The organism is Campylobacter parajejuni, from assembly GCF_046764905.1.
In the GTDB taxonomy this organism is placed as follows: domain Bacteria; phylum Campylobacterota; class Campylobacteria; order Campylobacterales; family Campylobacteraceae; genus Campylobacter_D.
On record NZ_JBKORB010000002.1, the window covers coordinates 1 to 13,413 of the forward strand.

15 protein-coding genes and 1 rRNA gene are annotated in these 13,413 nt (G+C 33.1%); 7 read left to right on the forward strand and 9 right to left on the reverse strand.

What is annotated here, in order from left to right:
• Positions 1 to 109: ribosomal RNA gene (locus ACLL8X_RS01690) — 16S ribosomal RNA — on the reverse strand; the annotation flags it as partial.
• 906 nt (positions 110 to 1,015) lie between these two features.
• On the opposite strand from ACLL8X_RS01690, the gene ACLL8X_RS01695 reads away from it, so the two are divergent.
• Positions 1,016 to 1,759 (forward strand): basic amino acid ABC transporter substrate-binding protein, encoded by a 744-nt coding sequence (locus tag ACLL8X_RS01695; protein ID WP_411989230.1) that lies wholly within the window; start codon positions 1,016 to 1,018, stop codon positions 1,757 to 1,759.
• Positions 1,760 to 1,780: 21 nt separating this feature from the next.
• On the opposite strand, the gene ACLL8X_RS01700 is transcribed toward ACLL8X_RS01695, so the two are convergent.
• The 7 genes from ACLL8X_RS01700 to ACLL8X_RS01730 are packed head-to-tail and all read right to left on the reverse strand — an operon-like array spanning position 1,781 to position 8,197.
• The gene (locus tag ACLL8X_RS01700; RefSeq protein ID WP_411989231.1) at positions 1,781 to 2,419 is read right to left on the reverse strand and encodes an HAD family hydrolase; all 639 of its coding nucleotides are present in this window, start codon (positions 2,417 to 2,419) and stop codon (positions 1,781 to 1,783) included.
• A complete protein-coding gene (locus ACLL8X_RS01705; protein WP_411989232.1) occupies positions 2,416 to 3,405 on the reverse strand; it encodes an ABC transporter ATP-binding protein in 990 nt (329 codons plus the stop codon). The genes ACLL8X_RS01700 and ACLL8X_RS01705 overlap by 4 nt, the downstream gene beginning before the upstream one ends.
• The gene (locus ACLL8X_RS01710; RefSeq protein ID WP_411989233.1) at positions 3,386 to 4,180 is read right to left on the reverse strand and encodes an ABC transporter permease; all 795 of its coding nucleotides are present in this window, start codon (positions 4,178 to 4,180) and stop codon (positions 3,386 to 3,388) included. The genes ACLL8X_RS01705 and ACLL8X_RS01710 overlap by 20 nt, the downstream gene beginning before the upstream one ends.
• Positions 4,180 to 5,016 carry an ABC transporter permease gene (locus ACLL8X_RS01715; RefSeq protein WP_411989234.1) on the reverse strand — a complete coding sequence of 279 codons (837 nt, stop codon included), beginning with the start codon at positions 5,014 to 5,016 and terminating at the stop codon, positions 4,180 to 4,182. Before ACLL8X_RS01715 ends, ACLL8X_RS01710 begins: the two co-directional genes overlap by 1 nt.
• Positions 5,013 to 5,822 carry an alkaline phosphatase family protein gene (locus tag ACLL8X_RS01720; protein WP_411989235.1) on the reverse strand — a complete coding sequence of 270 codons (810 nt, stop codon included), beginning with the start codon at positions 5,820 to 5,822 and terminating at the stop codon, positions 5,013 to 5,015. The genes ACLL8X_RS01715 and ACLL8X_RS01720 overlap by 4 nt, the downstream gene beginning before the upstream one ends.
• The gene (locus ACLL8X_RS01725) at positions 5,819 to 7,141 is read right to left on the reverse strand and encodes an esterase-like activity of phytase family protein (protein ID WP_411989236.1); all 1,323 of its coding nucleotides are present in this window, start codon (positions 7,139 to 7,141) and stop codon (positions 5,819 to 5,821) included. The genes ACLL8X_RS01720 and ACLL8X_RS01725 overlap by 4 nt, the downstream gene beginning before the upstream one ends.
• Before the next feature lie 9 nt (positions 7,142 to 7,150).
• Positions 7,151 to 8,197, reverse strand: coding sequence for an ABC transporter substrate-binding protein (locus ACLL8X_RS01730; protein WP_411989237.1), 1,047 nt, complete (start codon positions 8,195 to 8,197; stop codon positions 7,151 to 7,153).
• A 116-nt stretch (positions 8,198 to 8,313) separates the two neighbouring features.
• On the opposite strand from ACLL8X_RS01730, the gene corA reads away from it, so the two are divergent.
• Together corA and mog are read left to right on the forward strand one after the other, a co-directional pair.
• Positions 8,314 to 9,291: a magnesium/cobalt transporter CorA gene (corA, locus tag ACLL8X_RS01735; protein ID WP_411989238.1), complete on the forward strand. Its 978-nt coding sequence runs from the start codon at positions 8,314 to 8,316 to the stop codon at positions 9,289 to 9,291.
• Between the two features lie 21 nt (positions 9,292 to 9,312).
• A complete protein-coding gene (gene mog / locus ACLL8X_RS01740) occupies positions 9,313 to 9,849 on the forward strand; it encodes a molybdopterin adenylyltransferase (protein ID WP_411989239.1) in 537 nt (178 codons plus the stop codon).
• Positions 9,850 to 9,851: 2 nt separating this feature from the next.
• Here mog and ACLL8X_RS01745 read toward each other — a convergent pair whose 3' ends face one another.
• Entirely contained in the window at positions 9,852 to 10,031 is a 180-nt protein-coding gene (locus tag ACLL8X_RS01745) for a molybdenum cofactor biosynthesis protein (protein ID WP_411989240.1), read from the reverse strand.
• A 124-nt stretch (positions 10,032 to 10,155) separates the two neighbouring features.
• Between ACLL8X_RS01745 and ACLL8X_RS01750 the strand changes: the two genes are divergently transcribed.
• From ACLL8X_RS01750 to flaC, 4 genes are read left to right on the forward strand one after another with little or no spacing between them, the layout of a single operon-like run.
• Positions 10,156 to 11,343 (forward strand): M48 family metallopeptidase, encoded by a 1,188-nt coding sequence (locus tag ACLL8X_RS01750; protein WP_411989241.1) that lies wholly within the window; start codon positions 10,156 to 10,158, stop codon positions 11,341 to 11,343.
• Positions 11,340 to 12,146, forward strand: a complete 807-nt coding sequence (locus ACLL8X_RS01755) for a HemK/PrmC family methyltransferase (protein WP_411989242.1) — start codon at positions 11,340 to 11,342, stop codon at positions 12,144 to 12,146. The genes ACLL8X_RS01750 and ACLL8X_RS01755 overlap by 4 nt, the downstream gene beginning before the upstream one ends.
• Complete coding sequence (locus ACLL8X_RS01760; RefSeq protein WP_411989243.1) at positions 12,143 to 12,613, forward strand: DUF4149 domain-containing protein; 471 nt, start codon at positions 12,143 to 12,145, stop codon at positions 12,611 to 12,613. The genes ACLL8X_RS01755 and ACLL8X_RS01760 overlap by 4 nt, the downstream gene beginning before the upstream one ends.
• A gap of 37 nt (positions 12,614 to 12,650) precedes the next feature.
• Entirely contained in the window at positions 12,651 to 13,400 is a 750-nt protein-coding gene (gene flaC, locus ACLL8X_RS01765) for a flagellin C (protein ID WP_411989244.1), read from the forward strand.
• Positions 13,401 to 13,413: the final 13 nt, after the last annotated feature.

Here is a 13,413-nt window from a genome sequence, read left to right on the forward strand (position 1 = left end):
CGTGCGCCACTAATCCACTTCTAGCAAGCTAGAAGCTTCATCGTTCGACTTGCATGTATTAGGCACGCCGCCAGCGTTCACTCTGAGCCAGGATCAAACTCTCCATAAAAATTATAGATAGTTTAATCTTTTTCTTCAAAGAAAAAGTATATTTAGTAAAGAAAGATTTTTAATCTTTTCTTATTATTCTTGTTTAATTGAATAGATTTTACATAATTACTTATGCCTAAATCTTTCTGGCTCAATCAATCACTTATTTAGATTTCAAAGATTGACTAATAAGATTTGAATAACAATACTAATTTAAAAGAACAAAACAAAAAATCATTTTTAAAAGAAAAGTTTTTTAAATTAAAAAACAAGATTTATAAAAAGCTTTTAGTTTATAAAATAAAAACTAAAAGAATTGATTTATAAAATCTACTAAGCTAGTGAAACTTTATAATTTAAAAGATTTTAAGTCCTTTTTCAAAAAAAGGAAATGAAATTATAACTATTTAAGCTTAAAGGGGAATTAAATAAATAATATGAATAATATAAAAGAAAAACTAAGTATAAAAAATTCCTAAGCATTTTACCAGCAATCATCTCTTATCTTGCGTGTATTTTGCCTAGCTTCATTTTGCACAGCATTATACTTTTATTTTCTTGCTATTTCTTTATGGTTTTAACGCTTTATTTTATTTCTTGTTTATTTTTTAACTTGACTTTTAAATAAATTGAAACTTGAACTTAAAAGGACAATAAAGAAAAACAATATTTTATAAATTTATTAGGTTTTTGAAATTTTAATTTTTAGAGAAGTTAGGAGAGTAGTTTTTTGCAACTTCAATTTTAAATATTTTAAAAAAGATAGAAACTAAAAAAATTTAATTTGACAAGACAGGAAAGTTAATTTTCCCTGCTTTGTTTGAGCGTGAAAGGCGTGATTTTATTAAAAAATGAAGTTAGACTTAATTAAATATAAATTTAAAATAAGTATAATTTCAAAAAATTTTACATCAAAAGGAAAAAAATGAAAAAAATATTAAGCATAGTCTTGCTTGCTTTGGTTGGCTTATTTTTAGGTGCTTGTAACAATAGCTCGGATGCAAATGTGGAATTAAAGGTTGGAACTTCTCCTAATTACAAGCCTTTTAATTACAAAGAAGACTCAAAACTCACAGGTTTTGACACGGATTTGGTTGAAGAAATTGCCAAAAGAAATGGGATTAAAATCATTTGGGTTGAAACGGCTTTTGATGGCTTAATCCCTGCTTTAAAAGCGGGTAAAATCGATATGATAGCCTCAGCTATGAGTGCGACAGATGAAAGAAGAGCGAGTGTGGATTTTACCGAGCCTTATTATATGAGTAAAAATCTTTATCTTAAGCTAAAAGACAATAGCGCCCTGAATTCAAAAGAGGATTTAGAAGGCAAAAAAATCGGCGTTTTGCTTGGAAGCTTGCAAGAAAATACAGCAAAAGCTATCCAAAACGCACAAGTTCAAAGCAATAAAGACTTAAATATAGCTGTTTTGGCACTTAAAAATAACAAAATCGATGCCATTGTGGCTGATAAAGATACGGCTAAGGGTTATTTGAGCGAAAACCCAGAATTAGTAGATTTCTTTGAAGAAGAAGATGGAGCAGAGGGTCTTAGCTTCGCCTTTGATAAGGATAAACAAAAAGAAATAATAGAAAAATTTAACAAAGGCATAGAAGAGTTAAAAGCCGATGGCTTTTATGATACACTTGTTAAAAAATATGGGCTAGAATGAGCGTGAAATCACGCTTCTAGCTTAAAAATTTAAAAGCTCATAATTTCTTTCTTTAGCGATTTTTAATAATCTCGCATCCGCATTACACACCACAGGCTTACTTACTCTTTCTAAAAGGGCTAAATCATTGATAGAATCGCTAAAAAAATAAGAAACTCTCATCCATTTTTCATAATCTTCGCCCAAATATTCTTTTAGCCTTAAAACCTTTCCTTCCCTGTAAGTATGCACCCCCAAAGCCCTGCCGCTAAATTTATTATCCACTAGCTCACATTTTACAGCGATAATTTCTTCAATTCCTAATTTCAGTGCTATTTTTCGCACTAAAAAATCAGCTGTGGCTGAAATCACTATACGCCTTTGCCCTTCATAGCTTTTGACAAGTTCCTTCGCCCTTTCATAAAACTCAATATGCTTTTGTATAAATTCATCAACCAAGTCATTCACAAGCTTTTCATCCTTGCCCTTGATAGCCTTAAGAAAAAAGCTCATAAATTCATCCATATCAAGCCTTTCTTCTTCGTATTGTTTATGAAAAAAATCAATTCGCTCTAAATTCTGCTTGGCTAATAAACCCCGCTCTATGCAAAATTTCAGCCAAAGTCCAGTGCTATCGCCTTTTATCAAGGTTTCATCAAGGTCAAATAAAACAAGTTTCACACAAGCTCCTTTGCCAAATAAAGATTGAATTTCAAAGCGATTTTATCGCCCACTTCAAAAGTGCTAAAAGTGCTAAAATTCAAAGTATCCACCTTAAGTTCTAAATTTCCAAGCTTGACCTTATAGCGAATAATATTGCCTAGCAAGGACTTTTCTTTAATCCTTGCTTCGTATCCTTCATTGGCAATTTCTATGGTTTCAGGACGCAAGGCTATGTCTTTGTTAAATTGATGTTCTAAACCCAACTCATCAAGCTCTTTAGGGCTTAGTATATTATAATTACCTATAAAACTCGCTACAAAATGACTTTGAGGCAAAAGATAGAGATTGTTAGCATTGGAATTTTGCACTATTTTTCCCTCATTCATCAAAATAATCCTATCTGAAAGCTCCAAAGCTTCTTCTTGGTCGTGGGTTACAAAGATAGTAGTAAGATTTAATTCCTTTTGAATTTCTTTGATTTGTGTTCTTAAATGCTTTCTTATCTTAGCATCTAAAGCCGATAAAGGCTCATCTAGCAAAAGTAAATTAGGCTTAGTAACTAAGGACCTAGCTAGAGCTACCCTTTGCATTTGCCCACCTGAAAGGCGGTGCGGATAACTTTGCGAAAAATCTTCAAGCTCCACAAGTTTTAGCATTTTTTTCACTCTTTTTTCTAAATCTTTTTTATCCACTTTTTTAATCCTAAGCCCAAAGGCTACATTTTCAAACACATTAAGATTTGGAAATAAGGCATAGTTTTGAAAAACCATACCAATATTTCTCTTTTGGGGCTTGAGTTTGCTTATATCCGTTTCTCCTAGCAAGATTTTGCCCCTATCTATAAGACTAAGCCCTGCTATACATCTTAAAAGTGTCGATTTTCCACAACCACTAGGTCCTAGCAGGGTTACAAACTCACCCTTTTTAGCACTAAAAGAAATATCTTCAAAAATAATTTTATCCCCATAAGTCTTTTTAAAATTCTTAATTTTTAAATAAGCCATTCTCACTCCTTAAAGCTATAAAAGTTGCAATAAAAATCAACGCAAAATACACCATTACCAAAGCACTAGAATAATGACCGCTTTGACTTTTAATATTATAAAGATAAACCTGCAAGGTCTCATAAGCACTGCCTGCTAACAAATTTGCATATAAAAATTCCCCTATCAAAAAAGAAAAACTCAAAAACACAGCCACTAAAATTCCATTTTTTAAATTAGGCAAAATAAGCCTAAAAATCGCTCTCATCAAAGAACCACCCAATACAGCATTTGAAGCGATTAATTCTTCTAAATTAATATGCGAAATAGCATTATCCAAAGCCCTATAAATGAAGGGTAAGGCTATGGTAAAATAAGTAAAAATAAGTATCCAAGCTGTGCCAAATAAATATTCAGAATAAAGCTGCAAAAGTCCTACGCAGCTTACTATGGGTGGAAAGGCAAAGGGTATAATGATAAGTATATTTACAAAGGCTTTAAGTTTAACAAAATAATAATTGATTACAAAAACCAAAGGAAAAATCAGCAAAATAGAAAGCAAGATGCTAAAAAAACAAACAAATAAAGAACGCCAAAAAGCAAGCAAAAATCTCTCATCGCTAAAAAGTTCTTTATACCATTTTAAAGTGAGTCCATCAGGCAAAACGCTCACGCCCCAAGAGCTTGAAATAGAATATAAAAAAGTAAAAAACAAAGGCAAGGTTAAAAACAAAAACACCGCAAACAAAACAAAATAATGATAAAGCTTTAGCTTAAAACTCAAATTTTCACCCATTAAAGCACCTTAAAATGATATTTTTTAGAAATAAAATTGGCAATAAAACTCACTAAAAGCATAATAAGGCTTAAAATCACGCTCAAAGCACTCGCTAAGTAAGGATTAAGCTCAATATCGCCCGCAACCAAAGCAGCAATTCTCACAGGAGCTATATTAAAATTACCCGAACTTAAAGCATAAATAGTCGTATAGGCTCCAAAAGCATTAGCAAATAAAATCACAAAAACGCCTAGCAAGGCTGGCATAAGCAAGGGCAAGGCGATTTTAAGTCCATATAAAAAACCATTACCGCCTAGCATTTTACAAGCATTTAGATGAGAATTTTCTAAGCTTTTTAAAGCAGGTAATAAAAGCAAAATGGCTAAGGGAATTTGAAAATAAACATAGACTATATTAATCCCTATGCTATCATAAATGCTGATAAAAGGCTCTATACCTATGCTTTTTAAAAAGACATTAACAACCCCATTATGTCCAAGAACTATGATAAAAGCAAAAGCCAAAGGCACACCTGAAAAATTACTCACCATAGTGTTTAAAGAAAAAATGAATTGACAAATTTTAGAAGGGTTTAAAACAAAAAGAGAATAACTCGCCAAAAGCCCTATAATAAGACCAAAAATACTAGAAATAAAGCTAACCCATAAAGAATTGACTATGCTTTGCATAAAAAATTGCGACTCAAATAAAGTGGTAAAATTACTCAAAGTATAGCCCTCATCTTCCACATAAAAGGCATTGATAAAAATCCAAAGCAAGGGCATAATCATAAAAAGTATAAAAACTATAAAAAAGGGTGCAAGAGTCAAAAATGCTAAGATTTTTTCTCTCATTTAGCTGCCTTTAGAAGTTTTTTACTTATTTTTTTATCGTGTGAAAGTCCTAAAATTTCGCAAATAGTTCCACAAATTTCATCTTGTTTAAACTCGGCATCTTCATAAGAAAAAGCAGGACCAAAGCTAAAAAAGGGAACTAAGGTTTCATCATCGCTTAAGCCTCCATGACTTTTTTCAGCTCCCATACCGTGGTCGCTTGTAACGATGACATTAAAGCCTTCTTTAAGCCAAGTATCCAAATAATAAGAGATGATAATATCAGCTTTTTTGGTTTTATTCGCATACTCATTAGAGTGTGAGCCAAATTTATGCCCGGTATCGTCTATATTCATAGAATGAATGAGTAAAAAATCTAAGTTTTTTCTAAGTCTTAAATTTTCAGCATCAGAAAAGAGATGAGAATCCAAATAATCATCTTCATAATAAAAATGCCCATAAGGCAAGGTTAAATTTTCATCTTCTATGTGGCGGTGCAAGGCGGGGATAAATTTTTGCTTATTATAAAGCTCAAAAACCCAATGATAAGCCCCAGCCCCAGCCCTTAAGCCTTGCTTTTTACAAAGTTCAAAAACGCTTACTTGCTTTGAAATACTAAATTCATTGTTGATTATACCGCTTAAAACAGGCTTTACTCCTGTTAATAAGCACTCATATAAGGGACGCGACATACTAGGAAGCTCGCATTTTAAAGAATAAAATTTACCCAAATTCTCTTTGCAAAGTGCGTTTAAATAGCCCATATTGATACTAGCACTCGCACAAGTTAAGCCATCAAGCACGACTAAAATCACTTTTGACATCATTTACTCCTTAAAAAATCTTCCACTTCAAGCAAGATAACTTCATTATCATCAGGCACAAAAGGCTCTCTACTTGCTGAAAAAGGGAAATTATTATCATTAGCTACGACTATATGTTTATCATCTACCACATCCACATCTTCAATGGTAAAAAAAGGAAAAACAAATTTTCCATCCACCAAAGGCTTTTTGGCTATTTTTTTAGGGTCTTTGATATTCATAAGGTCAATATAAGCGATTTTTTCTGCAACGCCCTTATGAAGCCTTACCTTGTAAATTCTTTTAAATTGCGCAGGATTTTTAAAACAATTTTGCACTCTTTGGGCATTACAAGCCTTATCACTAGTGCCTTCTGTATCATCTCTTTCTATGATAAGAGCGTATTCTTCATCTATCATATTAAAATCCCCAACGGAATGTGCGTTATTTTCTAAAGTATAAGTATAATTTTTACCTGTGAATTTTCTAGTCTTAATATCAAATTCAAGTATTCTTAAGAAATTTTTACCCTCTTTATTTTCGTATTTTCCATCCTTAAACATCGCATATTCTAGCATAGGATAAAGTTTGCTTTTATCCTTAGAACTCGCCATAGCTTCAAAACCTTTAGAACGCTTGATATTAGCCTTATTTACCACTTTATCGGGGTTTGAAAGTTCTAAGGCTGGATTATCAGGCGATAAAATAAGCTCATCATCAAACCTTGCATCAAAGACTTCCTTTAGTGTGCCTTTTTCATCAAATTCAAGCAAAAAGGGTCCAAATTCATCGCCCACCCAAAAATTTTTACCTATAATTTGAAAGCTTTCAGGGTCTATATCTGCTCCTGTTAAATACCTGCTTTTGGTTCCTTCAAGATTGATAAGATAGGGAAATTTCTTATTTTTATCGTTAAAAAATAAAGTTTTAAGATGTTTATAAGTGCCTTTATCAAAATCAAAATGATATTGATGGATAAAAACCATAGAATCGGCTGAATTTTTCTTCGTGCCTAAGCCATTATCGCTTAAAAGCCAATAGCTCTTATCCTCTGCAAATTTAATCCCGCTATGCCCTTGCAAGGCTTGTTTTTTAAAAGGAAGTTTAAAAGCATTAGGCTTTTCTTCTTCTACATAATTTGCATCAAAAACACCCAAAGTTTCATTTCTTGTTGTGCGTAAAAATTTCCCCGTGCTTTGCAAAAGCTCGGGTGCGTCCTTAGGCGGGGCTATGAAATTTTGTGCTGGGACGATGATATGCCCTGCAAGCTTTGCCTCATATTCAATCTCATTTGCAGCCCATAAAGCAGAGCCTAAACATAAAGAAAATAAAATTTTTTTCATCTTTTATCCTTATTTAATATTAACTATAACTTTTTCCTGCCAAAATCTAGGCAACTCCTTAGCACTCTTATCCCAAGCCTTTAAATCGCTAATCGCCCTAGCATTTTGGTATTGCTCACTTGGCAAAAGCTTGGCTTTAACATCATCAGGCAACGCAATATAATCAATTCTTATAGGTCTTGCATAGCCTTTAGCAAGATTGATTTGTCCCTTATCAGAAAGTATAAATTCACGGGCTAATTTAGCCGCATTGGGATGTTTGGCGTATTTATTAATGATAGTTGTATAGCCTGAAGTAACGCTACCATCAGCAGGGATTAAAACCTCGTAGCGGTTTTTGCCTACCTTATCCCTATAACCTAAACCATTAAAATCCCACACCACACCCACTTCAATCTCGCCTTTTTCAAGATTGGCTATGCTAATGTCATTTGTAGCTAAACGCCCCTGCTTTGCTAGGCTAGAAAAAAACTCCAAAGCCGGACTTAAATCCTTTTCATCTCCGCCCAAAGCATAATTAGCCGCCAAAACCCCATTAATAGCCTGAGCTGCTATACTTACATCGCCTATGCTGACCTTATAATCACCTTTTAATAAATCCTGCCAAGTTTTAGGCATATCTTTTACCACATCCTTATTGACTATAAAAGCTATGGTGCCTGTATAAGCAAGTAAATAATGCCCGTCCTTATCCTTAGCCCAAGTTGGAATTTGCTCCCAATAACTGGTCTTAAAAGGCTGAGTAACGCCTTGTTTAACAGCTATCTCACCAAAGGAAGCTCCCACATCGCCAATATCCCCACTTGCATTTTTCTTTTCAGCCCTAAATTTCGCAATTTCTTGAGCTGAACTCATATCAGTATCGCTGTGCTTGATACCATAAAGCCTTTCTATATCCTCCCAAGTTTCTTTCCAATTAGCCCAGCTATCAGGCATAGCTAGGGAATTTACCCTGCCCTCTGCTTGGGCGGCTTTAATCAAATTTTCATCCATAGCCTGTGAATTTGAAAACAATAAGACAACAAGATTGAAGCTTAAGAAAAATTTCTTGCTCATTTTTAACTCCTTAAAAAATATGATGAAACTTTAATGAGTTTTAGAAACATTTTAGATACAAGTTGATTTTTAGTAAATCAAAGCTATAATTTCAAAGTCAAAAACAAGGAATAATTATGCTTTATATCTATATCAAAACGCAAAATGCTCTCGTGCAAAGAATTCATTTTAAGCTAGATAGTGGGGAGTTGCCCCAAAATATTTTGTGGATTGATTTGCTTCATCCTAGTGCCGGGGAGCTTGATTTTATCTCTAATGAATTTAAGCTGGAATTTCCTAGCAAAGAAGAAAGAGAAGAAATAGAACAAAGTGCCAAATACTGGGAAGATAACGCTACTATTACCATCAATGCGCATTTTTTGATTAAAGAGCTTAAAAATGATGAAGAAGGCTTGATAAAACTTCGCACGGAAATTGTAACTTTCGTAAGCTCTAAAAATATTTTATTCACCATAAGATACAATGAATTTAGCACCTTTGAAGAAATTCAAGCAAGAATACTCGCAAGTCCTAAGAATTTTGAAGATGGTTTTGACATCATCGATAAAATCTTTGAAGTGCGTGTGGAAAAGGATGCGGATTTGCTTGAGTGGATAGATAAAGAAGCAAGGCGTTTAAGAACTAGTGTTTTAGAAAAAAAAGATGAGTATAGCTATGATGCAATGCTAAAGGATATTTCAAGCTTGCAAGAGCTTAATATGCGAGTAAGGGATTCTTTATTTGATAAAAGAAGGGCTATGACTTCTTTGCTTAAAAGCGATAAAATCGACAGAGATATTAAACAGAATTTAACCATAGTTTTAAAGGACTTAAATTCCTTAGTGGAATTTAGCGTTTCACAGCTTCATGTTTTAGACAATATCCAAGCCATCTTAGCCAGTCAGGTGAATATAGAGCAAAATAAGATTATCAAGCTTTTCACGGTTGCAACGGTGGCTATGATGCCCCCTACTTTAATAGGAACGGTTTATGGAATGAATTTTAAATTTATGCCTGAACTTGAACTACACTATGCTTATCCCATAGTGCTAGGTGTGATGATAGTTTCTATTATCTTGCCTGTGATTGTGTTTAAGAAAAAAGGTTGGTTATAAACTGGTTATAAAGGAGAAAAAATGGATAAAATCAAAATAGGAATTCTCACCCTAAGCGATAGAGCAAGCAAGGGTATATATGAAGATAAAGCCACAGCTGAGATTGAAAGGGTGCTAAATTCCTACATCAAAAATGAAATCATTTATCACAAAGAATTAATCCCTGATGATTATGATTTAATCATTGAAAAATTACTTTATCTAGTGGATGAAAAAGAATGTGATTGGGTGATTACAAGCGGAGGAACGGGTCCGGCACTTCGTGATGTAACCCCAGAAGCCACGCAAGCAGTATGTGATAAAATGATGCCGGGCTTTGGGGAGCTTATGCGTTTAGAGAGCTTAAAATTCGTGCCTACTGCCATACTTTCAAGGCAAAGTGCAGGAATTCGCAATAAGTCTTTTATCATTAACTTACCGGGCAATCCTAAAGCCATCAAGGAATGCTTAGAGCCGGTATTTCCTGCCATACCCTACTGCATAGATTTAATAGGCGGAGCTTACATAGAAGCCAATGATGAAGTAATTAAGATTTTCCGTCCTAAGAAAAAATGTTAAAATTAAAATTTATAAGCCTTAATAAGTCTGCTTAAATGTCTAGCAAGCAGACTTACCGAAGCTTCATCTTTGCTTATCTTTTGCACTTTATTTTTAAATTTATAAAGTCTATCATCTAAATTTACATCATCGACTAAATTTTTAGCCTTTTCTTTTTGCAAAATCTTTTTTTTGAAAAACATTCTTTAATCCTTTTTTCATAAATATACATCAACTTAGTTAAAAAAATATTATTTTGCTTTAAGAGCATTAACTTTATTTCATTATTTTAAGCTAGAATTCGCAAAAACCAATCAAGGAAAATAAATGACTTTAATCGCAATTTTATGTCTTTACACGGCACTTTTAGCTTGGATTTCTTACGCTCAAATTCGTTTTTTAGAAAAAGAAAAAGACAAAAAAGCTCAAATTTTAAGCGAAAAAGACTATCAAAATGCCGCAGATATTGCCATAGAAAATGAAAAATTTAAACTCTTTTCAAATTTTTATAGTCTTATTGTCAATATTTCGTGGGTAGGATTTGGATTTTTTTACCTAAAAGAATGGCTTATTTTAAACAATACCCGCCTTGAAAATACCTTATTTTTGCTTGCTTTTTTAATCCTTACAAGCATTTTAGCCCTGCCTTTAAGCATTTATGAAAGTTTTGTTAAAGACAAGGCTCAGGGTTTTTCAAATATAACTCTAAAGCTTTTTATTAAAGATACGATAAAAAGCCTTGTTTTGACCTTGATATTTGGATTTTTAATTCTTTATGCCTTGCTTTTTTGCTATGATTTTTTTGGGAAGTTGTGGTGGATTGCAGCCTTTATTTTCGCCTTTTGCGTTATACTTGTCCTAAATCTCATTTATCCTACTTTAATCGCACCCCTTTTCAATAAAATGCAAAAGCTAGATGATGCCAATTTACTAGATAAAATTTCTGCTTTGATGAGACAATGTGGCTTTAGTGCCAATGGGGTTTATGTTATTGACGCAAGTAAAAGAGATAAGCGTTTAAATGCCTATTTTGGTGGGCTTTTTAAGAGTAAAAGAGTGGTGCTTTTTGATACTTTATTAAAAGCTTTAAATGAAAAAGAACTTCTAGCTGTTTTAGGACACGAACTTGGACATTTTGTGCATAAGGATATTATCAAAGCTTTATTTAATGGGGCTATAATCTTATTTTTACTCTTTTTTATTTTTGCGCATTTGCCTGAATTTTTCTATTTAGAAAGCCATTTAGAAGGGATAAATAGCGGAGTTTTTGCACTTTTATTTATCTTTGGTGGCGTTTTTAGCCTTTTATTTTCTCCCGTGCTTAATGCCTTAAGTAGAAAAAATGAATTTGCAGCCGATAGACACGGAGCCAAAGTTACAAGCAAAGAAGATATGAAAAATGCCCTAATTGCTTTAGCAAGAGAGAATAAAGCCTTTGTCAAAACAAGCAAAATATATACTTTTTTCCATCTTAGCCATCCTAGCATTAGCGATAGACTCAAGGCTCTTTCTTGACTATAAAAAACGCTCTAACTCAAGCTAAAATGCTTTTGCAAGGCTATGAAAATGAAGCAGCGTTCATACTTTGTGAGTATTTGCAAAGGGATAAAACTTGGCTTTTTTTAAATTCTGATTTTGACTTTGATGAAAAGCCTTATTTTAAACTCATCAAACGCTTTAAAGGGGGAGAGCCTTTTGAGTATATCTTTGAAAAAGCAAATTTTTGGGGTTTGGAATTTAAGGTCAAAAGGGGTGTGTTAATCCCTCGTTATGATAGTGAAATTTTACTCTCTTTAATTCTTAAGCTTTGCCAAAGCTATGCTTTTAAGAAAATTTTAGAAATAGGCTTTGGAAGTGGAATTTTAAGCATAATTTTAGCTAAAGAACTTGGAGTAAAAATCACAGCTTGTGATATTAGCACTAAGGCTTTAGAAATAGCCAAACAAAACGCAAAACTTCACGCAGTAGAAGCACTGATTGATTTTAAGCTTTGTGATTTTAGGGAGTTAGAAGGAAATTTTGATTTTATTTTTTCAAATCCCCCCTATATTAAAAATTCCTACCCCCTTGATATTTGGGTGCAACAAGAGCCTAAAGAAGCCTTATTTGGCGGAGAACAAGGCTATGAAATTTTAGAAGAAATCATACATTTTTCCATAAGCAAAAAGACTAAAATACTTGCTTGTGAATTAGCTTATGACCAAAAAGAAATTTTAGAAAAAATTTTAAGCCAACAAAATTATGCCTCTGAATTTTTTAAAGATGAACGAGGCTATAACCGTGCTTTTGTGGCTAAATTTACAAAGGAGAATTTTTGAAAGCTATTAATTTATTTTTACTTGCGGCAATTATAGGGATAGAACTTATACTGGGCATAGTCGTTGCTCCTGTGATTTTTTATCCGCAAAATTTTATAGGCGAAGGGGTTTTAAGTCCTTTTCAAAGTGGTTTAATGATGACACAAATTTTTATCAAAATGGGCTATGTGTTGATTTTTGTTTCACTGGTTAATTTTTTATATGAGCTTTATTCTTTTATAAAAGATAAGATAAAATTCCAAATCAAATTTTCAAAATTAATGTTAAGTTTGCTCATTTTAATCTTAAGTCTAGTCTTTGTTTTTTATTTTACAAACACTATAATTGAGCTTCAAAATTTAGGCGAACAAGCTACAAAAACTGAAGATTTTAATAGCATTCATAAGGCAAGTGAGGTGGTGATTAAAATCATCTTAATTATGCAAATTTTTTTATATTTCTTAAGCTTTAAGATAGCAAAAAAATGATACAATCCCAGACAAAAATCAAAACAAGGAGTAGGCTATGAAAATCTCTGACGCAACTATGATGCAGCAAAATTATTATTTAAATAATGCACAAAAAGCAAGTGAGAAGGCTTTAGAAAATATCGCAGCTACTCGTGCGATAAGTGGGGTTGATAGTGCGGATTTGGCTATTGCGGATTCTTTAAGGTCGCAATCAAGCACCATAGACCAAGGTGTTGCAAATGCTTATGATGCCATAGGGGTTTTGCAAATTGCAGATGCTAGCCTTACTAATATTTCGCAAAGTGCGGATAGGCTTAACCAACTTTCAGTGAAGGCAAATAGTGTTGCTTTAAACGATAATCAAAAAGCTATGCTAAGAACAGAAGCAACACGCATACAAGAATCCATCAATGATTCGTTTAATAACGCTACTTACAATGGAAAAAATGTCTTTCAAACTATGGATTTTGTAGTAGGTAGTGGAACTGAAACTACGAATTTAAATCCACTAGCCACAGCAGGATTAAGCATAGATAATCAAGACAGCATCACAAGCTTTATGGACCAGCTTGGAAGTTTAAGAAGTGAAATAGGCTCAGGCATTAATGCTATCACTTCAAACATTAATGCAAGTGTGCAAAATAGTATTAATACTAAGGCTGCTGAAAATAATCTGCTTAACAATGATATGGCACAAAATGTTAATGATTTTAACGCCAATTATCTCAAACAAAATGCGGGTGCTTTTGTTGCTGCACAATCTAACGCACAGCTTCAAAACAAAATCGCTACTTTATTACAATAAGCCCTAAATTTAG

Excerpts from the sequence above, each read along its gene's own strand:
- ACLL8X_RS01695 (WP_411989230.1), top strand. The coding sequence starts at position 1,016 with ATGAAAAAAATATTAAGCATAGTCTTGCTTGCTTTGGTTGGCTTATTT.
- ACLL8X_RS01705 (WP_411989232.1), bottom strand. The coding sequence starts at position 3,405 with ATGGCTTATTTAAAAATTAAGAATTTTAAAAAGACTTATGGGGATAAA.
- ACLL8X_RS01710 (WP_411989233.1), bottom strand. The coding sequence starts at position 4,180 with ATGGGTGAAAATTTGAGTTTTAAGCTAAAGCTTTATCATTATTTTGTT.
- ACLL8X_RS01715 (WP_411989234.1), bottom strand. The coding sequence starts at position 5,016 with ATGAGAGAAAAAATCTTAGCATTTTTGACTCTTGCACCCTTTTTTATA.
- ACLL8X_RS01720 (WP_411989235.1), bottom strand. The coding sequence starts at position 5,822 with ATGATGTCAAAAGTGATTTTAGTCGTGCTTGATGGCTTAACTTGTGCG.
- ACLL8X_RS01725 (WP_411989236.1), bottom strand. The coding sequence starts at position 7,141 with ATGAAAAAAATTTTATTTTCTTTATGTTTAGGCTCTGCTTTATGGGCT.
- ACLL8X_RS01730 (WP_411989237.1), bottom strand. The coding sequence starts at position 8,197 with ATGAGCAAGAAATTTTTCTTAAGCTTCAATCTTGTTGTCTTATTGTTT.
- corA (WP_411989238.1), top strand. The coding sequence starts at position 8,314 with ATGCTTTATATCTATATCAAAACGCAAAATGCTCTCGTGCAAAGAATT.
- mog (WP_411989239.1), top strand. The coding sequence starts at position 9,313 with ATGGATAAAATCAAAATAGGAATTCTCACCCTAAGCGATAGAGCAAGC.
- ACLL8X_RS01745 (WP_411989240.1), bottom strand. The coding sequence starts at position 10,031 with ATGTTTTTCAAAAAAAAGATTTTGCAAAAAGAAAAGGCTAAAAATTTA.
- ACLL8X_RS01750 (WP_411989241.1), top strand. The coding sequence starts at position 10,156 with ATGACTTTAATCGCAATTTTATGTCTTTACACGGCACTTTTAGCTTGG.
- flaC (WP_411989244.1), top strand. The coding sequence starts at position 12,651 with ATGAAAATCTCTGACGCAACTATGATGCAGCAAAATTATTATTTAAAT.